At 42.9% G+C, this 19,541-nt stretch carries 29 protein-coding genes; 3 read left to right on the top strand and 26 right to left on the bottom strand.

Annotated elements, in window-relative coordinates:
- Positions 1–191 precede the first annotated feature (191 nt).
- The 19 genes from FW774_RS17275 to FW774_RS17190 form a co-directional block, all read right to left on the bottom strand.
- Positions 192–617: a hypothetical protein gene (locus FW774_RS17275; protein ID WP_149349473.1), complete on the bottom strand. Its 426-nt coding sequence runs from the start codon at positions 615–617 to the stop codon at positions 192–194.
- An 85-nt stretch (positions 618–702) separates the two neighbouring features.
- Positions 703–882, bottom strand: a complete 180-nt coding sequence (locus tag FW774_RS17270; protein WP_149347270.1) for a hypothetical protein — start codon at positions 880–882, stop codon at positions 703–705.
- A 132-nt stretch (positions 883–1,014) separates the two neighbouring features.
- Positions 1,015–1,425 (bottom strand): hypothetical protein, encoded by a 411-nt coding sequence (locus FW774_RS17265; protein ID WP_149349472.1) that lies wholly within the window; start codon positions 1,423–1,425, stop codon positions 1,015–1,017.
- A gap of 162 nt (positions 1,426–1,587) precedes the next feature.
- A complete protein-coding gene (locus FW774_RS17260) occupies positions 1,588–2,016 on the bottom strand; it encodes a hypothetical protein (protein WP_149349471.1) in 429 nt (142 codons plus the stop codon).
- Complete coding sequence (locus FW774_RS17255) at positions 2,013–2,825, bottom strand: hypothetical protein (RefSeq protein WP_149349470.1); 813 nt, start codon at positions 2,823–2,825, stop codon at positions 2,013–2,015. Before FW774_RS17255 ends, FW774_RS17260 begins: the two co-directional genes overlap by 4 nt.
- A gap of 28 nt (positions 2,826–2,853) precedes the next feature.
- Positions 2,854–3,129, bottom strand: a complete 276-nt coding sequence (locus FW774_RS17250) for a hypothetical protein (protein ID WP_149349469.1) — start codon at positions 3,127–3,129, stop codon at positions 2,854–2,856.
- A gap of 1 nt (position 3,130) precedes the next feature.
- The gene (locus FW774_RS17245) at positions 3,131–3,535 is read right to left on the bottom strand and encodes a hypothetical protein (RefSeq protein WP_149349468.1); all 405 of its coding nucleotides are present in this window, start codon (positions 3,533–3,535) and stop codon (positions 3,131–3,133) included.
- Positions 3,536–3,543: 8 nt separating this feature from the next.
- Positions 3,544–4,098: an HD family hydrolase gene (locus FW774_RS17240; protein WP_149349467.1), complete on the bottom strand. Its 555-nt coding sequence runs from the start codon at positions 4,096–4,098 to the stop codon at positions 3,544–3,546.
- A gap of 66 nt (positions 4,099–4,164) precedes the next feature.
- Entirely contained in the window at positions 4,165–4,812 is a 648-nt protein-coding gene (locus FW774_RS17235) for a DUF3164 family protein (protein WP_149349466.1), read from the bottom strand.
- A gap of 39 nt (positions 4,813–4,851) precedes the next feature.
- Positions 4,852–5,247: a hypothetical protein gene (locus FW774_RS17230; RefSeq protein WP_149349465.1), complete on the bottom strand. Its 396-nt coding sequence runs from the start codon at positions 5,245–5,247 to the stop codon at positions 4,852–4,854.
- A complete protein-coding gene (locus FW774_RS17225; RefSeq protein ID WP_149349464.1) occupies positions 5,244–5,528 on the bottom strand; it encodes a hypothetical protein in 285 nt (94 codons plus the stop codon). The genes FW774_RS17230 and FW774_RS17225 overlap by 4 nt, the downstream gene beginning before the upstream one ends.
- On the bottom strand, positions 5,525–5,650 hold the full coding sequence (locus FW774_RS20740; RefSeq protein WP_262714445.1) for a hypothetical protein: 126 nt from the start codon (positions 5,648–5,650) through the stop codon (positions 5,525–5,527). The genes FW774_RS17225 and FW774_RS20740 overlap by 4 nt, the downstream gene beginning before the upstream one ends.
- The gene (locus FW774_RS17220; protein WP_149349463.1) at positions 5,647–5,922 is read right to left on the bottom strand and encodes a hypothetical protein; all 276 of its coding nucleotides are present in this window, start codon (positions 5,920–5,922) and stop codon (positions 5,647–5,649) included. The genes FW774_RS20740 and FW774_RS17220 overlap by 4 nt, the downstream gene beginning before the upstream one ends.
- The gene (locus FW774_RS17215; RefSeq protein ID WP_149349462.1) at positions 5,919–6,305 is read right to left on the bottom strand and encodes a hypothetical protein; all 387 of its coding nucleotides are present in this window, start codon (positions 6,303–6,305) and stop codon (positions 5,919–5,921) included. Before FW774_RS17215 ends, FW774_RS17220 begins: the two co-directional genes overlap by 4 nt.
- Positions 6,302–6,529: a hypothetical protein gene (locus tag FW774_RS17210; RefSeq protein WP_149349461.1), complete on the bottom strand. Its 228-nt coding sequence runs from the start codon at positions 6,527–6,529 to the stop codon at positions 6,302–6,304. Before FW774_RS17210 ends, FW774_RS17215 begins: the two co-directional genes overlap by 4 nt.
- Complete coding sequence (locus tag FW774_RS17205) at positions 6,529–7,377, bottom strand: ATP-binding protein (RefSeq protein ID WP_149349460.1); 849 nt, start codon at positions 7,375–7,377, stop codon at positions 6,529–6,531. The genes FW774_RS17210 and FW774_RS17205 overlap by 1 nt, the downstream gene beginning before the upstream one ends.
- Positions 7,378–7,430: 53 nt before the next feature.
- On the bottom strand, positions 7,431–9,494 hold the full coding sequence (locus FW774_RS17200) for a hypothetical protein (protein ID WP_149349459.1): 2,064 nt from the start codon (positions 9,492–9,494) through the stop codon (positions 7,431–7,433).
- 100 nt (positions 9,495–9,594) lie between these two features.
- Positions 9,595–9,873, bottom strand: a complete 279-nt coding sequence (locus FW774_RS17195; protein ID WP_149349458.1) for a hypothetical protein — start codon at positions 9,871–9,873, stop codon at positions 9,595–9,597.
- Positions 9,874–9,877: 4 nt separating this feature from the next.
- A complete protein-coding gene (locus tag FW774_RS17190; protein ID WP_149349457.1) occupies positions 9,878–10,117 on the bottom strand; it encodes a hypothetical protein in 240 nt (79 codons plus the stop codon).
- 86 nt (positions 10,118–10,203) lie between these two features.
- Between FW774_RS17190 and FW774_RS17185 the strand changes: the two genes are divergently transcribed.
- A complete protein-coding gene (locus FW774_RS17185) occupies positions 10,204–11,103 on the top strand; it encodes a LexA family transcriptional regulator (protein ID WP_149349456.1) in 900 nt (299 codons plus the stop codon).
- A gap of 239 nt (positions 11,104–11,342) precedes the next feature.
- On the opposite strand, the gene FW774_RS17180 is transcribed toward FW774_RS17185, so the two are convergent.
- From FW774_RS17180 to gap, 6 genes are all read right to left on the bottom strand, one after another.
- On the bottom strand, positions 11,343–12,497 hold the full coding sequence (locus FW774_RS17180) for an aldose epimerase family protein (RefSeq protein ID WP_149349455.1): 1,155 nt from the start codon (positions 12,495–12,497) through the stop codon (positions 11,343–11,345).
- Positions 12,498–12,606: 109 nt separating this feature from the next.
- A complete protein-coding gene (locus tag FW774_RS17175) occupies positions 12,607–13,341 on the bottom strand; it encodes an SH3 domain-containing protein (protein ID WP_149349454.1) in 735 nt (244 codons plus the stop codon).
- A gap of 630 nt (positions 13,342–13,971) precedes the next feature.
- Complete coding sequence (locus FW774_RS17170; protein ID WP_149349453.1) at positions 13,972–14,631, bottom strand: HAD family hydrolase; 660 nt, start codon at positions 14,629–14,631, stop codon at positions 13,972–13,974.
- Between the two features lie 57 nt (positions 14,632–14,688).
- Positions 14,689–15,879: a phosphoglycerate kinase gene (locus tag FW774_RS17165; protein WP_149349452.1), complete on the bottom strand. Its 1,191-nt coding sequence runs from the start codon at positions 15,877–15,879 to the stop codon at positions 14,689–14,691.
- Positions 15,876–16,328 (bottom strand): GNAT family N-acetyltransferase, encoded by a 453-nt coding sequence (locus FW774_RS17160; RefSeq protein WP_149349451.1) that lies wholly within the window; start codon positions 16,326–16,328, stop codon positions 15,876–15,878. The genes FW774_RS17165 and FW774_RS17160 overlap by 4 nt, the downstream gene beginning before the upstream one ends.
- A 5-nt stretch (positions 16,329–16,333) precedes the next feature.
- Positions 16,334–17,338, bottom strand: a complete 1,005-nt coding sequence (gene gap / locus FW774_RS17155; RefSeq protein ID WP_149349450.1) for a type I glyceraldehyde-3-phosphate dehydrogenase — start codon at positions 17,336–17,338, stop codon at positions 16,334–16,336.
- A gap of 117 nt (positions 17,339–17,455) precedes the next feature.
- On the opposite strand from gap, the gene FW774_RS17150 reads away from it, so the two are divergent.
- Entirely contained in the window at positions 17,456–17,668 is a 213-nt protein-coding gene (locus tag FW774_RS17150; RefSeq protein WP_149349449.1) for a hypothetical protein, read from the top strand.
- Positions 17,669–17,914: 246 nt separating this feature from the next.
- On the top strand, positions 17,915–18,916 hold the full coding sequence (locus FW774_RS17145; protein WP_149349448.1) for a LacI family DNA-binding transcriptional regulator: 1,002 nt from the start codon (positions 17,915–17,917) through the stop codon (positions 18,914–18,916).
- A gap of 224 nt (positions 18,917–19,140) precedes the next feature.
- On the opposite strand, the gene rpsJ is transcribed toward FW774_RS17145, so the two are convergent.
- Positions 19,141–19,446 carry a 30S ribosomal protein S10 gene (gene rpsJ / locus FW774_RS17140; RefSeq protein ID WP_149349447.1) on the bottom strand — a complete coding sequence of 102 codons (306 nt, stop codon included), beginning with the start codon at positions 19,444–19,446 and terminating at the stop codon, positions 19,141–19,143.
- Positions 19,447–19,541: the final 95 nt, after the last annotated feature.

The following is a 19,541-nucleotide window of genomic DNA, read 5'->3' as shown; positions in this document are numbered from 1 at the left end:
TTAGGTGTGACTTACAATTAGCACGCAGGGCGTGTAACCAGTGCATTGTTTCCTTTGCACCACCATATAACAGGGCTTCTGTTATTGTTAAAAAATATGTCAAGTGTTATAGCCCTTGACTGCTAATTGTAAGTCAAAGGCAAAGTAGGCTATTTTATTTTACAGTTGCAAATTTTTGGTACATCTGGTTTTTACATTGCGTTTAAATGTTTCCTGTACATATTTTCAAACTGGGTAACAAGCCGGGGCAACTCGTCGGCGGTGTATTCGTCTAATGGTTTATGCAAATAGCCGTATTGCTTACACCAGTTGTTTACCCGCTTTATGTCTACCTTATACTTTCCTGCGGCATTTTTCTCGGTAGTTTTCCAGCCCAGCTCGTGGGCAAGGCTTAGTATTTTGCGGCGCATTCTGCTGGCAGCCGTTTCAGGCAGTTTTGCGCCGTTTACAAGCATTTGTATAACGGCGGCGGCCTCGGTGCCGGTTAACTGGCTTATGTGCGTTGTACGCCCGTCAGAATAGGTGTAAATCAATTCTTCTTTCGTTTCGCTATCTACCTTTAACCGGTTAAGCAAATAGCCTATCATGGCATTTTGCTTTTTAGTGCTGTGTATCATTTTTTCGTTTTTTTTAATTAAACCCCTTATAACGGTCAATTTGCGCCATTAAAACGGGCGCAAATCTTTGCGTTATATGCAATGGCTATTCGAGTAGTCCATGAAATTCATTGTTTCCACATTTAGGGCATACGTGGTCGGTTTGATACTCATTAATACGTTTATGAGCTTTTTCCTCATCTCTTCCCTGCCATTTACACTTTTTCTTCGTGCATTCATATCTTTTTGCTTCTTCACCCCATCGGGTATATTTTCTTTTTGCCATATTTCTTTAAGTTTTGTAACCGCCACTGCATATAACAAGCAGTTTTACGCTATGCCAGTGGACGGCTGTTAATAATAATTTTAGTTTACAAAGTTGGCACAGCGTAAAGCTGCTCCAACGTTAGCGGTCATTTTAAAGCGACATCCGTAACTGATGTTCACCCTTCCAATTACGACCGTATTTTCTATTATCAACATGCTGCTTTAAATCATGCGATAAATGACACTTTTGACACAAAGCAGCAAGGTTATTAAATCGGTTATTGGTCTTATCATGGTCAATATGAGCAACAGTTAAAACAATCTTTGAAAATCCATGATACTTTAGGCTTTCAGTCATGTTACTATGACTATGCTTAATTCGGCTGTGTATCATATCCCAATCTGTTTGACAAGGCTCTCTAAATGTGCCATCAGCGTTACGTTTGACAACTGAACCGTTTTTTATTCCACACCATTCGCATTTACCTTTTGCACGGTTTACACGAATGAGTTTGCTTATCAACTTCCACTTTGGATGATACTCTTTATAGTTTATCGGCATAGCGGTTGTTTTTGTCCGGTGGACGAAAAACGAACCGCTAACATTGCATTGCAGCAATAGGGGCTGGACGTTCTTAATCTCACCATTTTGTTATTAATTTAGCTTTATTAATAGTTTCAGCAGACGGAACGCTATTGCCCCTACTGCTTCAATGCTTCAACGTTATTTCTCCCTATTCCAATCAGTTTCGTAATACTGTTTTTTTAGATAGTTTTCGGGGTTGGCTTTAGCGATGCCGGTACGGGCGCAATAGGCGTCGTAGGGTTTTATTTGCATTATTGCCCGCATTTTATCGGTATCTTTTAATTTATTCCAAAGGGGTTTACAGCGTATGGCATGTATTTTTTTGTCGTACGCCGTCCAAAAGGTATCAAAACTCAAATCGGGCGGTACTTCTTTTAGTTCGCCGCTTATCTTAACTTTTAGCTGGTTTAGGTAGACTTCATTAGGCGGCAGGTGTGCTAACAGCCAGTCCGTTTGTTTGTCGCTCATGTCGGCGGCATTGTTGTAAAATACAAGGGTTCCGGTACTGTTAAATCCAAATTCAACAGCGCCGGTAAAACTTTTCGAGGTTAAAATGTACTTTTTCATTGCTCTACGGGGGTTTTAGGTGCTTTTTTAGCCTTTGGTTTAGGCGTGTTTTCTGCACGTACCCCCATAGTTTCAGGGGGGGGTACGTGCATTTTTTCGGGGGTTTCGGCGGTGTTTTTATCGAATAAATCCCCTTGTTTGGGCTTGTTTTGGCCTTTTAACCTGGCTAAGAAGTAGGCAGGGTTAACTTCGCGGGCTTTAGCTTCCCACACTAAAAAGTCCTCAAAGCCGCCAAAACGGTTTTTTATCACAAAGCCTATATATTTATCAATAAATACGCCTATACCGCCGTCGTATAAAATACGTTCGCCAATACTGCTTTTAGGGCGCTTACCAGCTGCATGACTGATAAAAATAAAGGTCTTACGCTTAAAGGTGTTTTTTAACAAAATATAATCATCCCACGTAAACCGGGTATAGTCCACACTGTCTACAAATATAAAGTCGGGACTATTACGCTTATCGAGGTACTCGTAAAGTTCCTCGATATAGGTTTTGCTATGGTCTCGGCTTTCGTTTGGGTCTATTACGTAAAACTGGCCGTTAACCTCGTCCATACGGTTGCGGTTAATGGCTTGCTGTAGGTCAAAACCGTGTCCCTGCTCGTAGCTTATCCAAGCTACTTTACCGTAACTGGCAAGTGTTTTAGCCAGCCTGATACAATACTCTGTTTTGCCGTTGCCGCTATTGCCAAACACAATCATTTGAAAGGCAAAAGGAATATTGCCCAAATGCGGCGCAAACTCGCCGGTTAAGCCCATTAGCTTAAACTTTTTTTGCTGGAATTGATATGTTCCTAATACTTTCATTGGCTTAATTCTATTGTGTTAGTACCGGCTAAAATGCCGGTACGGGTTCGTCGTTGGTGCTACGCAGATACACCACCTGCGTATCTTTTACTAATGCGCTGTATTGGCGGCGTTTAAGGGCTTCGGACATGTATTTATTATCTAGAATATCACAAGCGCAACAAAACAGCTTATACGTACGAAAATGCGTTACTTTAGTGTCGCCCTGTACTATTTCAAAAGGCTTTTTCTTTTTGTCGCTTAGCTTATAAAACCGGTCGCCAACTTTCAGCGCCCCGGCGGTGGTAATAGTGTTGCGTTGCATGTTATTTCAGGTTAAGGGCTAAAGTGGTGTCGTACGGGTAAAGCCCGGTAAGCTCAAAGCCCAGGTAATTATTAAACTCGGCTCGGCGGTTATCGCTGGTTGTAATACTGGCTTTAACCGGTTGGGCGTATTGCAGGGCGCTAACAGATATATCCATTTTAACGCTATCCAGCCCTTTGTTTTCAAAACTGTAATGCCATTTACCACTAACCACAAAGTGCTGGTTTTTACCCCGCTCGGTTTCGCTGGTGTGGTTCCAATAGTTATCTTCTACATACACAAGGCAGTAGGTGCATTCTACCGCATAGGTTACGGTTTGTGCCGGGCTTGGTTCCGGTGTTGGTTCGTTGTCTTTTTTGCAGGCTGTAGCCGCCGCAATGGCGGCTAATAAAAATAGTTTTTTCATGGTGTTTATTAGTTTTTAAAGCGGTTTAAAAGGGTTTTAAATGCGTACTTCGGAGTATAAAAAAAGAACTCCCAGCCGAACGCCCGGCAGATAATCAGGCGGATTTTAAGGCGATGTTTAAAGCTGCCTTGTTTAAAGGCTTTATGTTCCAGTTCGAGCGCCTGCCGGTCGTATTTTTTTATGCGGTCTAACCAGTGTGAATACAGGCCGTATTTGTCAATTATAACCCACTCAAAATTCCCCTCAACAGTTTCGTACTTTTCACCAAGAATATTTTTAAGGGGTTTAATTACATCGCTACAATAGGTTTCGGGAGCATCGTGCAACAGGGCTTCAAAGCGCATCATATACGGCGCTAATGCCGCTACGAGTATGCTATGCCAAGCAACGGATAGACGTTTTTTACAATGCCCGCCGAAACGCGGTATTTGGCTTAATGCGTGGATTATGTCCTTATCGCAAATCATGTCGGGCGTCGGATTGTTTAAATCAACCTGAATGCCGGTATAAGTCTCAAACTGGCCAAGATGGTAGTCGTGTACGTTTAGTGGTTTTGTGTTCATAATTTATTGTTTTAATGTTCTGAACCCGGCCGGGGAAGCGAACCCCGGCCAATGCTCCAAGCCGGGTTATAATTTTGCAAAGTCCAATACTATTGGCATCCAGTTTTCGCCGTCTTGGCTCTTTACAAAAAATTGCGCATAATACCGGGTTTCACCGGGTACAATACTTTCCTGCAAAAGCTCGATACCTTTGCGCCAGTTTTCGTTATCAAACTCGTCTTTCATGCTAATCAGGTGCAACACCTGGTCTTTATCCAACTGGCCTTTTTTTCGCTCCAACAGCTTTCTAACCAGTTTAGAAGTAGCGCTATCGTCGCCAAATTGCGATGTTAGAAAATCAAGGATATGCCGCTCCGCCTGGGTCGCACGCTCGTCAAATCGTGTGTTATCTTGCCGCTTGTATTGTACCTTAAAGTTGCTGCACGAGGTCTCTAATGTAAATGAACCTTTACCATCGGCATGGCGCTGGCTATGTTCCTGTAAAAGTTTATACAAGGTTTCTAAGTCGCTCCAAACCGCCGCTTTAAAGTCTTTTAAAGCATCTTTTAAAGCGGCTGCCTTATTTACTATGTTGGTTACAGTTTCGTCGCGTAACACCTCGTATTGTTCGCGTTTCTGTTTTCGTTCGGCAGCCTCGTCAGCTTCTTTTTTAGCTAATAGCGCTTTTAATTCAGCGCTGGTAAGTTCACTTAGTTGTTTTGCTTGTGTTTCCATTTTCTTCTATTTGTTTAGTTAAAATCTGTAGTCGTTCCATTATTTCGTGCCGGGTAACGTGATGGGCGTCCGGGTGGTCTCTAAGCCAGTCCTCGTATTCACGAGCTTGCTGTTCTGGTGTCTTTGGTCTTTCTTCCATTGGTCTATTTGTGCTATAATTGCGTTTGCTGTATTTATTTCGTACTGCCATAAGCCGGGGAGGTAGGTTAGGTTGTCCCATTTCAAAAACAGGTATAAGGCCAGCGCCTCAAAGGGCTTTAGCGTGATGTTGCCGGTTTTACCGCCTATGCGCCTAATCATTTTTTGCAGGATTATGGCTATAATTTGCCTTATCATTTCTTCGCCGTCGTTTTTAGGGTAAAAGCCATCGTAGTACAGGTGGCCTAAAAAATCGCATATAGCGCCAAGCTGATAAGGTGTTAGTTTCAGTTTCATACGCCTAATGCCTCCCTGCATTGCCGGTACAAGCGCTTAAAAACGCGGTTGGTAAATAGTAAGTCCTCGGCATCTCGTAACGTGTGGTAGGCGTTAGTACGATGCCGGTTTAGCTGCCGCGATATGTCTTTAGGCTCCATATCCAAAAACCGGCTCATTAGCAGTGCTGCCGCCTTGCGGGCATAGTTTATCGTGCCGTAACTTCTCTTGTTTCCCTGTATGTCGGCAACGGTTACCCCGCTTAACCGGGCGGCAGTTTCTAAAATGGTTTGACAGGTCATAGTTTGCCCCCTTTCCGTATGTACTCTTTAAATAGGTAAGCACAATAGATAGAGCCTGCACAAAACAGGACAAATGCACCGGCGCAAATCTGGCCTATCAGTTCCCATGTAAGTGTTTTCATGCGCTTAGTTTTAAATGGTTATCTAACTCGTTTTTAGCCTCGGTATAGCAGGCTTTGTAACGCTTATCGTAGCTAAGCATATCGGTTGCTATACCGCAACCGTAATGAACATTAGCCCGGCTTTTTCGGAAGTATGAAGCGACCACACTTGGCCGTATGCCGTACTGTACCGCTATGTAGTAGCATAGATACCGATGCTCGGTTTTAAAGCGTTTTAAAGGCAGTTTAAAAGCGTTAGAAACGGCCTTTTCAATATGAATCAGATTTATCATACGCCTGCCTCCACTGCCTGCCGGTTTAAGTCGCCTATCATGTAGGCGTATGATTGTTCCATAATTACCCGGTGCGGCCAGAACTCGAAACCGTCCACGTCGTTAAGGCTCTCGTATTGGCGAAGCAAAAACGGGCGGTTTTTGTAGCCGGTAGCCCAGCCGATAAATTCAGTGTCGCGGGCGTTCCAGTGGTTTACCCACCAGCGCCAGAATAGCGGCGCTTTGGCTACATTGTTCACGCTCCAATCGTCGGCAGCTATCAGCTTGCGGATGTATTCCAAGCCTTTGCTTTCTTGATATTCGGCGTACTGGTCTATTGTCCAGCCCAGCAGGCGCATTACCTGCTGTTTATTGGCCTCTGTGAGAAACTTTTGGACTTTCATTGGTTAGTTGCTTTATGCTTAGATATTTCAAACTCAAAAGCCTCAGCCGTGTCGAGGTTATAGACGTGAACTATAAAGTTCTTGCCATACTTTTTGTCGATATCCGGCATAATACTTTCAACTGCTGATTCAGGTGTTTGGGCTCCTATTTCGTTATAAAATAAAGAGCAATTAAAGGGGCTGGATTTGTGTACCCTGCAAACTTCAACTTCAAAACGTGCCATTACACCGCCTCCTTTCTACGCCTTAATTCAACCTTTACGGATGATTTTAAGCGCCTTAATGAGTAATCGGAATCGTTAACTAAATAGGTGCATCGCTCTGGGTCATTTATACCGTTTATCAGGGCAATGCCAGCCAAGTCAGCGGCAGTATTATCGCCAAGGTCTATTATTTTGCCATTTAGGCGGTCTATTATCTCTTTAGCGCCCTGTTTATCCTTTTTAGCTAAAGTATCAAGGCTTTTTTTAAGATAGGGAGCGCCTTGTATAAAGAATGACACACAGCCCTCGGTACGGTTATAAATGCTGATAAACAGAAACTTTACAATGTCTTTTAGCTTATCAAATTCATCAATAATAAAGAATGGATTTTTAAGTCCTAAAAGCTCCTCGCAAAGAAAATTTAGCGCTTCGTAATTACTTAACCCGGCTTTTTGTTTGCCTATTGCCCGTAACATTTCGGCCAGAAAATCGCCGATTTTCATAGTCTGGTCGCAGCTTACCAAAAAGCTGTTATCATTTTCCGAAACAAATAGTTTCGCAGTATGCGTTTTGCCACGTCCGGCATTGGCTGTCGCACCTCTTACCTCGGCGTTCTCTTTAGCATCAGCATAAAGGCGCATTAGCTTTTTACTTACCGAGGTATCGCTGTGTATCCAGTCACTTTGCAGCACCTGTTTATGAATACCCAGCCAAAGACTATCGGCCATGTTTTCCCATTTGCCGTTTAGTATGTTACTAATGGTAGCCCCGCTTACACCGAGGCGTACTCTGGCCTTGTTTGCACTGCCGATTTTTGAAACATAGTTGGCTAAATCGGCTTTAATTTGTTGTTTTGTTTCAGTGTTCATAATGCACTACTTTTTAATGTTCGCCGTCCCGTTCGCACCGGGGCGGCTTTTTGTTAGTATAAATCGTATATATCTATTTCGTCAGTTGTGGTTTCCGGCTTGGTTTCCGCTATTTGTTTAGGCGCTGCCGGTATAGCTTTAGCCGGTTGGGTGTAAAGGCTTTCGAGGTATTCTGCCTCGGCGCCGTTCTTTACGTCTTTAAGCAATACCCCGGCTTGTAACAGGCTTTGCGGGTTAACATCGCCAAGCGCTTTCATACGCTCGTGTATGGTGTTACTCATTAGCTCGGTAATGCGTTTTTTACCCTCAAATAGCTGGTGTAAGCGTTCGCCGTCGCCCTGCTCATAGTTGGCTAAGGCGGCAGGGACTTTGCGGTATTGCCCGGCCACAAAGCGGAAGCCGTCGCCGGTTACCAATACCTCGTTAAGGTTTTCCGGGTCGTAATAGATGTCGGCTTTTTTACCGTTATGCTCGTATATTACCATATCCGGCACGTCGAGGCTGATTTTTTGCCCGTTTAGTACGGGTTTCAGCCCGGCAGAAGTGATTTTAAGACCGTCACCCAGGCGTTTAACGCCGGTTAGTTGTAGTTTTACCCCCGCATCTATCTGCCGCTTTTGGCTCTTTTCGCTGGCCTTAAACGCTTCTAACCATTCTACTTGACGGCTTACGCCCGTTTTCGGGTTAGCCTTTTTGCGCATCACGTTAATAAAGCCCTCAACAATGGCAGGCATTTGCTCGATATTGGGGTAGTTTTTGCTGGCTTCTACAATATACTCGGCGCTTAGCGTCTCTTTGGCCTTGAAGTTCTTACCGGCATAGTTATTACTTGGCAGAACCTTTAAAACCTGATGCCATTCTACGCCAAAACTGCGCTCTATGTACTTACCTTGCGGCACGCCGTGCGCTTGCGGGGTAAACTTGGCAATGCGCTTGTAAAATTCGCCAAGCTCGTTTTTCATTTTAACATCCAGTCCCCAGCGGTCAGTTTGTAGCTGGTGCGGCAGGTAGTAACTGCCGGTTAGTTCGGCTATGTGGTTTAAAGCATTGCGGAAGGCTGAATAAATAAGCTCATGGGTTACTTTGTCGCCGATGGCATAGCCTAAAATATAGTCGTTGTATGTGTCAATAATGACGTACAGCATCGGCCGATAATACTTGCTAACCGAGCGTTTACCGTCGTTCCAGCGTTCAACCTCAAAAAACAGGTCTAAACAATTGTCGTCGGCGTTTATTTGTAATAATGGAGCGTCTGCCCGCTTGCGTTGTATTTCTTTGGTATACTTAGTATAAGTAGCTTTTTTGCCATCACGTACAGGCGCTATAATATGCTCGTTTTTCCGGCGGAAATAGCCTATGGTTCCGGGGGTAACGGTTGGTTTTCCGTGCTGTTTTGCCCAAAAATTGTACCCGGCAGCTATTACAGTGTCGTCGTGCTGGCGGGGGTCGCTCAACAGCTTGAATAATACAGCCTCGCTTTCCTCGTCGGCTATCTTGGCGGCTCGTTGGTTCCCGAAGCGGTTAACCTCTACCAACATGCCGTATTTCTCGGTTAAATCGGCGGCAGATGCGTATTTCTTTACCTTTTCCTTTAGGCGTTTTGCGTTTGCCGGTATGGCAACATCCTGCTTAACAATAAGGTCGCAAACAGTGTCCCAAAAGTCCATAACCGACAGGTTTAAGGCACGTTTTAACGCCCGTTTGTCGGTTGTAAGGTGACTAATCATGTTCAGCCAGCTTGCCGCTTTGGTGTATCGTTCAACGTAGTTTATTTGAGGCTTACCCTTAGCGTCGGTAGCGGTAGCCGGTAACGGCTGGCCGTTCGGTAATACGTAATCGGTGTAGAATTTTTGGGCTTCTAAATCCCAATCTATCAAGTCTAAGATTGGCTGTTTTGCGAGGTATTCGTACGGGTTCCCGTATTTCTTTTTAACGGCATCTTTGTATTTATCAGGCAGGCTTTCGTACTCAATAAACACCTTGCGCCCGTTGCCGCCAAAGCCATGAACAACTATATTACCCCGCTTTTTATTCTTTTTGTAGGTGTCAGGCAGCATAATACCCGGCACAAGCTCGGCGTACGTAAGACAAAGTATAGTATCGTTGAGGTATTCCATTTTCGTTTTAAGTTCCCGCCCTGCGGCGATGGCAGGGTAACGCTTTCGGGAATTTTGCTACATTTATAATCTCACTTAAAAAAATGCAGTATGTCAGAAATTAATAAATTTGAGGTCTTAGGGGAACATCTGAACCGAAGGTTCGACCGTCTGGAAGCGATGTTTGTCCTTTTAAACGCTCGGGTAGAATTGTTACAAAGGGTTCTTGTGGACGATATAAATCAAGTCCTTGAAAATAGAAGCGTACTCCTTGAGGGCGACATAGTTCGTCTAAATCAAGACCTTCAGGAAGTATTAGACGTTTTTCAGCAATTAGATAATCGCGATAAGCAGGGGTAATAAAATTCCGTTGAATTACCCGGTAAGCTGATTTTTTCATAATGTTATTTTAAAGGGATTAATTTCTCTATTGCTTCTATTAAAGTGGTCTTAGCTATACTTGCGGCCTGTACGTTCAGTTCGTCCGCTATTTTTATTAGCTTTCCCTTGCCTTTGTTGGTATTTCTTACGCCGGTTCTAACCTGTCTAATCAGGGTTTCGCTGCAATCAATTATCCCGGCAAGTTCCCCGGTAGATAAAAGCCTGTCGTATTCTTTTTGGCACATCTGGTTTTTATTTTTCATATCTTCGTGCTAATTGTGTTGCTTTGCGACACAAATATTATACAAAAAAAGTATAAAGCCAAATAAAATATACAAAAAAAGTATAAATGCTTATTTACGAGAAACTAAAGGCTATCCGGATGCTGTTGGGTTTATCCCAAAGCGAGGCGTCTGCATTAAGCGGAATACAGCAAAAGGATATTAGTCTACTTGAAAAGGGAAATAAAAAATTTATACCAAACGAGTATATACTTTTTTTGTATAAACAGGGGGTTGATATTAATTCCTTATTCGATGACAATAGAGAGATAGAAGTATATAGCACTAATACAACTCCTATAAAAAGTTACGATACCCCTACGCTATCAGACGAGTTAAGTATAGTTTCAGAGCCGGAAATTGCATTTAATGTCCCCCCAACTTTGGGTAAAACTGTCCCCCCAACTGTCCCCCCAACTCATAATTTTGGCGCTCCAAAGGTTATCACTGTAAACGAAAACCAGGACGATGTTATATCGCTTGTTCCCTTTAAAGCAGCAGCCGGTTATTTAAACGGGTACGCAGACCCGGAATATATCGAGGAACTGCCTACAATACGTATGCCGGGGCTAAAAGGCGGCTTACACAGGGCGTTCGAGATAAAGGGACATAGCATGGCGCCAACGCTGCATAATAGTAGTATTGCCGTTGGTAGATGGGTAGAAACGTTAGAGGATATAAGGGATAGACGTATTTATATCATAGTCACAAAGACGGACGGAATAGTAGCAAAACGGGTTTTAAACCGCATTGCCGATACTGGAAAGCTCATTTTATTATCAGACAACCAAAATAAGCGAGATTATCCAAACATCATTTTAGACCCGTCAGATGTAACAGAGTTATGGTACCTTCGCGGCTCCTTTATATTCGAGTTCCCGGAACCGGGTGAACTACACCAGCGTTTTAACGACTTAGAGGCTAAAGTAACCGTCTTAATGGAGCAAATGCGCCATTTACAGCGCTAAAAACGTACATTTTTTAAAAGTAATCCAACATACTTTTAAAAACATTTTAAAAGAGCTTTAACAAATCCAACCGAAATCCAACAAATACCAACACGTTGGCACATGCGGTTTTTTTAGGTTGTACGTCAAAAAGTGGCTTAGCAGTATCAAAATCGTACAATTTTCGGACTTTTCTATATTGCTGTTTTGGTACATTTAGTTTTTACCCCCTTAAGCTTCGATTTATTACTAAAAAGACTTCACTTTGCCGAGAACTGATATATGGTTGTACTTTTATAAGTCCCACCTGGTTTTAGTTCTGTTGAAGGGAATTGTGGTTTATTAGGCGAATCGGGAAAATGCTGCGTTTCAAGACAGAAACCGGAACGTATAGGATAGTTTACACCTCCTTTTCCATTATAAGCCCTGCCATTTAAGAAATTGCCGCTATAAAATTGCACGCCAGGCTCGGTAGTATATACATTCATTGTAATTCCCGTTTTATCACCTTCGGCTACAGCAGCCAGCTCTGGTTTTTTACCGGTTTTACGCAGTATAAAATTATGGTCATAACCTTTACCGTTCTTTAACTGCTCATCATCGCCTTTTATACGTGCACCTATGCGGAAACTTTTCCTGAAATCGAAAGGTGTTCCGGATACACCGGCTAACTGGCCGGTTGGTATCAATGTATTATCTACCGGTGCAAATTTATCGGCATTCAGCATAAGTGTATGCCCTAAAATATTCCCGTTACCCTCACCATTCAGGTTAAAATAGGTGTGGTTGGTTAGGTTTACCACCGTGGTTTTATCGGTTGTTGCCTGGTAATCTATCCGAAGAGCATTATCATCCGTTAACGTGTAGGTAACTTTCACATCCAGGTTTCCCGGATAACCTTCTTCGCCATCTACAGAACGATAGGATAATTGCAGGGTGGTTTTGTTAACCTGACGTGCATCCCATACCTGGGCATGAAAACCCGCGGGACCACCATGCAGGGCATTAACCCCATTATTAATTGCCAGATTATACCCCTTACCATCAATGGTAAATTTCCCCTTAGCAATGCGGTTACCATACCGGCCGATAAGCGCTCCAAAATAAGGCTCGCCTTTTTTGCGGTATGTTGCCAGTTTATCGTACCCAAGCACTACGTCAACCGGCTTTCCATCTTTACCAGAAACAAGTATGCTCACCACGCGTCCGCCATAGTTTGTAATGGCCACCTGCATGTGCTTCTTATTTTCCAGCGTAAATAAATGAACGGCTTTTCCGTTGAGTGTAGTATCAAAATTGGCTTTGTCAGGAATCATGTATGTTTTAGTTTTTAACGTGTCTGTTCCTGCTGCCAGGCTGGCTTTAGCACTGATCCATAAACTAAGGAAAACCGGCAGAAGCAGGAATGATCTCATTTGATTTAAGGTTTTAATTGCAGGAATATTGCAACAATATTCAGAACCAAATATTGTAATTTATTTTTATATCTGCATGAATAGAAATATACAACTAAATACCCAATTTTTATTTTTCATTAGGAATAATGGGTGTATTAATGATTATTTTGTTGCTACTATTAGCTGCCGATGCTGCCCATATTATACAAATAAGCCAGTAAAAAATTAGAAATATAATCAAGCTGAGAATGAGTGCTGCTCCCATTAATTTAAAATTTAATGAAAAGAATATCACACTCACTAAAAATAAAACAAGAGGCAATAATATCATTATAATGGCTCCTCTAACAGTTGAGTAAAGCATACCTATTGGGCCAAAAAGTAACGTGAGCACTATGGCCAATCCGACACTCTTTTGCTTTATTACAATTTGTTGGTGATGTAAACCCTGGTCGTGAATAATTTCTGTTCTATTTTTTGAACTAAATAGCTTAACAATAATAAAAGTCAATATTATTATTAAAGATGCACCGGCTATCACCTTATAGTTATGAATTGTGATTTCTTCTTCATTTGAATTATCAATATTGGGCGATTTAATTAAATAATGCATATCAACATATCCAATCTCCTTCCCAACTTGAATTTTATACCAAAATCCAGATTTTCCTAATACCTCTACCATCTGTCCTTTGGAAATATATCCAAAAACTTTACTATTTGGATTTGGAAGCTTTCTTACGTTTAACCTTTCTGTATTAATACGATATAACTCTTTTGCATACATGTTAGAACAACTTATTGATAACAAAAAACTACAATAAATAAAACAGAGAGCTTTTTTGACTAAATTTTTCTTCATAAAATTTCAAATTACTTTTGTATTAGCCACCAAATACAAAGACAAAAAATAAGCGTGGGACTATAGCTGTTGTCTGCTCTGGAGGTACTAGGATACCCGAAATACAAGACAAAGTTAAGCCCACGCTTTACCGTGAGCATCAACTTTTTATCCCTTGCATTTCTTGAAGATTCCTAGTTTTCCAGAGCAAGAATAAAAGCTAACGCTTTATATTAATTATGTTTATCTATTCTATATCACTATCTTTTCATAAAAGCTTTTTAATAAATACTTAGATACCTAATGCCTCAAATTTAGAATGTTTATTGAAAAAGTAATAATAGGATGTGAATAGATCTCGTAGTTATTATTTGTTTCTAATATCCTACATCGTTTCTAATCCAAAATCTGGCACAAGATTACTTTTCAACCTTGCGCCAGATTGCAGGTAAATGAATCAGCCAGAGGCTATATGGTTTCCGGACGAAGCCGGAGCTTCGCCCGATCGGGAAAACTTCGGGTAAACTCATTGCGGGCTTTGCGTGAAAAGTGCCGCTATAGCGCATACGGCACAAGGTAACCCCTTGCACAGTCAGCCGCTTAACCTTGCGCCAGTCCCGGGATCTGCGTGAAAAGCGCCTGTGTGTTGCTTTAATTTTGCTGTAACAGGCTGTTCAGAAACGGATCGGTATAATCCGTAATAAAAGCCAGGATATTGGTTAGACCTTCAAACTCATGCGGCTGGTGCATGGTAGTGATAACAACGGCTTTCATGCCTCCGCGTAAAGCAGCTTCTACTCCTTTAGGGTTATCTTCAAACACCACACAATCCGCGGGATTTACTCCTAATAAATTGGCAGCTTTCACAAAGGTTTCGGGATCAGGCTTACTGTTGGTTACATTATCGGCACTAACTACTACAGGAAAATACTGATGTAAGTTCAACCCGTTTATAACAAAATTGATATTAAAGGTTATGGCCGCCGAACCGATTGCCATTTTGATGTGATGCCGATGTGCCGCGGCAAGAAATTCATCTAAACCGTTTATCAATTTCAAATGCGGGCCATAAACGGACTGGTAACGTTTCTCTTTTTCATGAGAGATTTGCTTCATTTCCTCTTCGGTAAAATGGCCTTCACCGAATATCCGGATCAGCAAATCGCGATTTTTACCATACATCTGCAATTTGGTTTCTTCGGGAGTGATGGATGCGCCCAAATCCCGGGTCAGTATATCGTGCCATACTTCGCCGTGATAGGCCATATCATCGATCACCGTACCATTTAAATCAAATAAAAATGCTTGCATGCGGCAAAAATCGCGATTTTGATGCGATACTATTTCAACTGAATGTAAAAGCCGGAATTATTCATTAATAGCTTTTACACCCGGCAATTCTTTACCTTCCATGTATTCCAGCAAAGCGCCGCCACCGGTTGATACATAGCTTACCTCATCTTCCAGTCCGAATTTTGCAACCGCAGCCGCCGAATCTCCACCACCTATCAGTGAAAATGCTCCGTTTTTAGTAGCTTCTACCACAGCTTCGGCAACAGCCTTGGTACCCGCTTCAAATTTTTCCATCTCGAAAACACCCATTGGGCCATTCCAGAGAATGGTTTTTGAACCGGCAATAACGTCTTTATATTTTTTAATGGCATCGGGACCGATATCCAGTCCCATCCAGCCGTCTTTAATAGCATCATTATTAGCAATAGCCGTATCAGCATCGGCAGCAAACTTATCCGCAATTACAGAATCCTGGGGAAGAACCAGGTTTACACCTTTATCTTTTGCTTTTTGAATCAGGTTAAGCGCCAAGTCCAGCTTATCAGCTTCTACCAGCGAATTACCAATGCTACCGCCCTGCGCCTTGGCAAAGGTATAGGCCATACCGCCGCCAATGAGCAGGTTATCTACTTTTTCCAGCAAACGCTCTATCAGCAATATTTTGTCCGACACTTTAGCGCCTCCCATAATGGCGGAAAACGGACGTTCGGCATTGTTCAGTACTTTTTCAGCGTTATTCAGTTCGGCTGCCATCAGGTAACCGAAATATTTTGCGCCGGGAAAGAATTTAGCGATTACCGCCGTTGAAGCATGGGCACGGTGAGCGGTGCCGAAAGCATCGTTCACATAAACATCACCCAGTTTGGAAAGTTTTTCAGCGAAAGCCTCGTCACCTTTTTCTTCTTCTTTATAAAAGCGCAGGTTTTCAAGCAGCAGCACCTGTCCGGGTTTTAAAGCGGCCGCCTTTTCTTTTGCCTGTTCACCAATGCAATCGTCGGCAAACTGCACATCGGTTTGCAGCACATCTGATAAATGTTTTACCAGGTGCTTTAACGAATATTTTTCCGTAGGGCCATCTTTAGGACGTCCAAGGTGCGACATCAGGATAACGGAACCGCCGTCTTTTAATATCTTTTTTATGGTTGGCAAAGCGCCCTGAATACGGTTATCATCGGTTATATTATAATTTTCATCCAATGGAACGTTAAAATCTACCCGTATTAAGGCTTTTTTACCGGAAAAATTCAAATCATCAATTGTTTTCATATTGTGGGGTTTTGTTTATCTATTTTTCTAAGCATTTTTCTGTGCAGGCCGATACCTTTTATTTCGAATTCGCCGGAGATAAAGCTGAATTGCAGTGCGAGATAAAAGTTATAAGCCACCTTGCGGGCATTGCACCAAACATAGGCTGCACCTTGCTGCTGCAAATATATCATTGCAAACTGAATTATCTGCTTTCCGATACCTTTTCCCTGAAATTCAGTCAGTGTAGCCATGCCCCGTAGCTGGAAACCGTCAGGCCCATAATCTGGATGAGGCTGGTTATGAAAGCTGGCAATACTTACTAAAAGGCCACTCTGGAAATAACCGAGGTGAAAAGCGCCGGGCTCATCATCTCCCTCAAAACGGCATTGTTCAGGCAGCAGCTCACCATTACGAAGTATTTCGCTGCGAATGGCCAGTGTTTCTGCGGTGGTAATAAACCTTATCATGCCGGTCAGGCAGTAGCATGCTGCAAAACAATGCGTTCGGCCAGATCGGCCAGGCGGTTTGAATAACCGAATTCATTATCGTACCAGCCTACCACTTTAACCAAATCGCCCACTACCGAGGTCAGTAACGCATCGAATGTGCAGGAGTACGGGCTGTTGATGATATCAACCGATACAATTGGATCTTCGGTGTATTTCAATATCCCTTTAAGGGATGTTTCTGATGCCTGTTTAAACGCCGCATTAATTTCAGCTACCGTGGGCTGCTTTTTCAGGATGCAGGTAAAGTCGGTCAGCGAGCCGTTAAGCACCGGAACGCGGATCCCGGCTCCGCCCAGCTTGCCATCCAGATGCGGAAAAATGCTGGTTATGGCCTTCGCAGCACCGGTGGTTGTTGGGATAATGGAAGCTGATGCGGCACGGGCACGCCTTAAATCGCGGTGCGGTGCGTCGTGCAGGCTCTGATCGCCCGTCATGGAATGTACCGTAGTGATGTATCCGTCAACAATTCCCCAGTTATCGTCCAGCACTTTTACCAGCGGCGCCACATTGTTTGTTGTGCACGATGCGTTGGATAGCACCGGGGCGCTGAAGTCGAATGTATCATCATTTACGCCCAGCACCAAAGCGGGCACGTCTTTATCTGTAGCCGGAGCCGAAATGATCACCTGCCGGGCTCCTGCCTGGATATGCTTCATCGCTCCTGCCCTGCTGGTAAACTTACCTGTCGATTCAATCACCAGGTCAATATCCAACGCTTTCCAGGGTAACAGCGACGGATCTTTTTCTGAAAGGATACGAATAGTCTTTCCATTAATACATAAGGCATCGTCCGAAGCGCTAACCTGGCCGTCAAAGGGGCCATGCACCGAATCGTATTTAAACAAATGCGCCAGCGTACGGGCATCGGTCAGGTCATTGATTGCCACTACCTGGAGATTTGCCTTTTGAAGCAGCATCCGCAGGCAAATCCGACCGATCCGGCCAAAACCATTTATTGCTATATTCATTGAAAAAGGAGTAATGATGAACACAAAATTAAGAAAATACGCAGGCCAACGTCAGAAATTTAACAGCAAACTTTTGATTATTTACATGGTTTAAACAAAAGAAACAAGTACATAACCATGATAAACAACCAGAGTAAAAAACCGGAAAACCGTATTCCACAGGATTCGGAACAGAAAAATATCAAACATCCGCAGAATGATGATGAAGCTGTAAAAAAGGCTAAGGATGAAGCCTATCGGGGGAAAGAACCTCATTTTAAAGATCCTGCAAAGCAACGTGAACAAAGCGAGCAACCTGTGCATCCGGGCGGAAAGAAAGGTGGCTCATAGTTCATGGCTGGTAGCTAATAGTCCGAAGTCGGTAAAGTTGAGCGCAGCGAAATCCCGATTATTCGGGGTCAGAAAAGACCGGAAGCGGGAAAAGGTAGAAGGCAGAAGGTTTAAGGCGTAAGGCGAACAACGAAGGACAAATAACAAACAACAATATAACAATTTAGCAATTACGCCGTCTCAATACCCAACGCCAACCAACTATTAAGATAATTTTGGATATTTGCCTTTTGCAGATTGTGTATCATGGAAAAGGTTAATATCAAGCAGCTGGCTAAACAGCTTAATCTTTCTATTTCTACCGTGTCGCGGGCGTTGCAGGATAGTTATGAGATCAGCGCTAAAACCAAAGCAAAGGTTTTTGAGCTGGCCCAGAAGCTAAATTACCAGCCAAACCCGAATGCACGCAGCCTGCGTGAACAAAAAACCAAGACCATAGCCGTTATTATCCCCGAAATTGCCAACAACTTTTTTTCGCTGGCTATTAACGGCATTGAACAGGTAGCCGCCGAAAAGGGGTATCATGTATTGATTTATCTCACCCACGAAAACCAGGCGAAGGAAATAGCTTTCGCCAGGCATGTATCCAACGGCCGGGCCGATGGTATCCTGATGTCGGTATCCTGCCAGAGCGATGACAAAAGTCATCTGCTTGATCTGAACAAACGCAACATTCCGCTGGTTTTCTTTGACCGGGTGGAGGAAACGTTAAACAATGTACAGGTAACCACCAACGATGCCGAAAGCAGCTTTAAGGCTACAGAAAACCTGATAAAAAGCGGATGCCGGCGTATCGCTTATATTATGATCTCCAAAAACGCGACTATCAGTTCCAGGCGTAAACAGGGTTATACCAGTGCGATACAACGATATGGTCTGCCTGAATTAATCCTGGATTGTACCGATGACACGGACAAAGACCAGCAATTGATCAGGGAATTTATCCGTAAAGAGAAACCTGACGCTGTTCTTGCTTCGGTAGAAAAATTGGCTACAGCCTGCTATTATGCCTGCCATGACCTGAATATCCGTATACCGGAGGATATGAAAGTGATTGGTTATTCTACATTGCAGATTGCCTCCCTGCTTAATCCTTCGCTCACTACCATTACTCCGCCTGCTTTTGAGATGGGGAAAAAAGCAGCTACCATCCTGTTTAATATCATTGCCAACAAATTTGAGGGCTCGCTGGCCGGAAGTCGTATTGTGATGGAATCTGAAATTATTGAACGGCAATCGACAAGGTGAACTGCTTTCAATAAAAATCCGGACTATTGGAACTTATTTCATGCAGGGTAATTCCGAAGAACTGTAAATACACCGGTTATATGTATGTTGCCGCATACTATCAATTAAACGAACCTTTGTTCATCCGCTCTAAAGCTCCTGGTTTTTGCCTAAAGACTTCCCAAAACAACAAAGCCCATAACAGGAAAATCCTGCATGGGCTTTATTGTTACACCTTTTAAAAATCACACTTTAATTTCTACTTCTACTCCGCTTGGCAGTTCAAGTTTCATTAAGGCATCAACTGTTTTAGAGTTAGAGCTATAGATATCTAACAGACGTTTATATGAGCATAGTTGAAATTGCTCACGTGCCTTTTTGTTTACGTGTGGTGAACGTAATACGGTAAACACTTTTTTCTCTGTTGGCAGCGGGATAGGTCCGCTAACTACTGCACCTGTAGGCTTTACAGTTTTTACGATCTTCTCGGCAGATTTATCTACCAGGTTGTAATCGTACGATTTTAATTTGATTCTGATTCTTTGGCTCATTGTTTTTGTTTATTTAAACCTGCAATAAGAGCTATTAGTTATTACAGGTGGATTACACAGATTTTATGGATTACACGTATAAAGAGGATTATACT

This window comes from Pedobacter sp. BS3, assembly GCF_008274585.1.
Classification (GTDB): Bacteria; Bacteroidota; Bacteroidia; order Sphingobacteriales; family Sphingobacteriaceae; genus Hufsiella_A.
The sequence above is the reverse complement of the archived record's forward strand: the minus strand, read 5'-3'. Positions and strand labels throughout refer to the sequence as shown.

What these genes read in the sequence shown, in the direction of transcription:
- FW774_RS17240 (WP_149349467.1), bottom strand. Translation starts at nt 4,098, where the DNA reads ATGAACACAAAACCACTAAACGTACACGACTACCATCTTGGCCAGTTT.
- FW774_RS17180 (WP_149349455.1), bottom strand. Translation starts at nt 12,497, where the DNA reads ATGAGATCATTCCTGCTTCTGCCGGTTTTCCTTAGTTTATGGATCAGT.
- FW774_RS17220 (WP_149349463.1), bottom strand. Translation starts at nt 5,922, where the DNA reads ATGATAAATCTGATTCATATTGAAAAGGCCGTTTCTAACGCTTTTAAA.
- FW774_RS17245 (WP_149349468.1), bottom strand. Translation starts at nt 3,535, where the DNA reads ATGAAAAAACTATTTTTATTAGCCGCCATTGCGGCGGCTACAGCCTGC.
- rpsJ (WP_149349447.1), bottom strand. Translation starts at nt 19,446, where the DNA reads ATGAGCCAAAGAATCAGAATCAAATTAAAATCGTACGATTACAACCTG.
- gap (WP_149349450.1), bottom strand. Translation starts at nt 17,338, where the DNA reads ATGAATATAGCAATAAATGGTTTTGGCCGGATCGGTCGGATTTGCCTG.
- FW774_RS17230 (WP_149349465.1), bottom strand. Translation starts at nt 5,247, where the DNA reads ATGAAACTGAAACTAACACCTTATCAGCTTGGCGCTATATGCGATTTT.
- FW774_RS17160 (WP_149349451.1), bottom strand. Translation starts at nt 16,328, where the DNA reads ATGATAAGGTTTATTACCACCGCAGAAACACTGGCCATTCGCAGCGAA.
- FW774_RS17150 (WP_149349449.1), top strand. Translation starts at nt 17,456, where the DNA reads ATGATAAACAACCAGAGTAAAAAACCGGAAAACCGTATTCCACAGGAT.
- FW774_RS17190 (WP_149349457.1), bottom strand. Translation starts at nt 10,117, where the DNA reads ATGAAAAATAAAAACCAGATGTGCCAAAAAGAATACGACAGGCTTTTA.
- FW774_RS20740 (WP_262714445.1), bottom strand. Translation starts at nt 5,650, where the DNA reads ATGAAAACACTTACATGGGAACTGATAGGCCAGATTTGCGCCGGTGCA.
- FW774_RS17260 (WP_149349471.1), bottom strand. Translation starts at nt 2,016, where the DNA reads ATGAAAAAGTACATTTTAACCTCGAAAAGTTTTACCGGCGCTGTTGAA.
- FW774_RS17265 (WP_149349472.1), bottom strand. Translation starts at nt 1,425, where the DNA reads ATGCCGATAAACTATAAAGAGTATCATCCAAAGTGGAAGTTGATAAGC.
- FW774_RS17185 (WP_149349456.1), top strand. Translation starts at nt 10,204, where the DNA reads ATGCTTATTTACGAGAAACTAAAGGCTATCCGGATGCTGTTGGGTTTA.
- FW774_RS17275 (WP_149349473.1), bottom strand. Translation starts at nt 617, where the DNA reads ATGATACACAGCACTAAAAAGCAAAATGCCATGATAGGCTATTTGCTT.
- FW774_RS17235 (WP_149349466.1), bottom strand. Translation starts at nt 4,812, where the DNA reads ATGGAAACACAAGCAAAACAACTAAGTGAACTTACCAGCGCTGAATTA.
- FW774_RS17165 (WP_149349452.1), bottom strand. Translation starts at nt 15,879, where the DNA reads ATGAAAACAATTGATGATTTGAATTTTTCCGGTAAAAAAGCCTTAATA.
- FW774_RS17210 (WP_149349461.1), bottom strand. Translation starts at nt 6,529, where the DNA reads ATGGCACGTTTTGAAGTTGAAGTTTGCAGGGTACACAAATCCAGCCCC.
- FW774_RS17170 (WP_149349453.1), bottom strand. Translation starts at nt 14,631, where the DNA reads ATGCAAGCATTTTTATTTGATTTAAATGGTACGGTGATCGATGATATG.
- FW774_RS17175 (WP_149349454.1), bottom strand. Translation starts at nt 13,341, where the DNA reads ATGAAGAAAAATTTAGTCAAAAAAGCTCTCTGTTTTATTTATTGTAGT.
- FW774_RS17145 (WP_149349448.1), top strand. Translation starts at nt 17,915, where the DNA reads ATGGAAAAGGTTAATATCAAGCAGCTGGCTAAACAGCTTAATCTTTCT.
- FW774_RS17195 (WP_149349458.1), bottom strand. Translation starts at nt 9,873, where the DNA reads ATGAAAAAATCAGCTTACCGGGTAATTCAACGGAATTTTATTACCCCT.
- FW774_RS17200 (WP_149349459.1), bottom strand. Translation starts at nt 9,494, where the DNA reads ATGGAATACCTCAACGATACTATACTTTGTCTTACGTACGCCGAGCTT.
- FW774_RS17225 (WP_149349464.1), bottom strand. Translation starts at nt 5,528, where the DNA reads ATGACCTGTCAAACCATTTTAGAAACTGCCGCCCGGTTAAGCGGGGTA.
- FW774_RS17205 (WP_149349460.1), bottom strand. Translation starts at nt 7,377, where the DNA reads ATGAACACTGAAACAAAACAACAAATTAAAGCCGATTTAGCCAACTAT.
- FW774_RS17215 (WP_149349462.1), bottom strand. Translation starts at nt 6,305, where the DNA reads ATGAAAGTCCAAAAGTTTCTCACAGAGGCCAATAAACAGCAGGTAATG.
- FW774_RS17255 (WP_149349470.1), bottom strand. Translation starts at nt 2,825, where the DNA reads ATGAAAGTATTAGGAACATATCAATTCCAGCAAAAAAAGTTTAAGCTA.
- FW774_RS17270 (WP_149347270.1), bottom strand. Translation starts at nt 882, where the DNA reads ATGGCAAAAAGAAAATATACCCGATGGGGTGAAGAAGCAAAAAGATAT.
- FW774_RS17250 (WP_149349469.1), bottom strand. Translation starts at nt 3,129, where the DNA reads ATGCAACGCAACACTATTACCACCGCCGGGGCGCTGAAAGTTGGCGAC.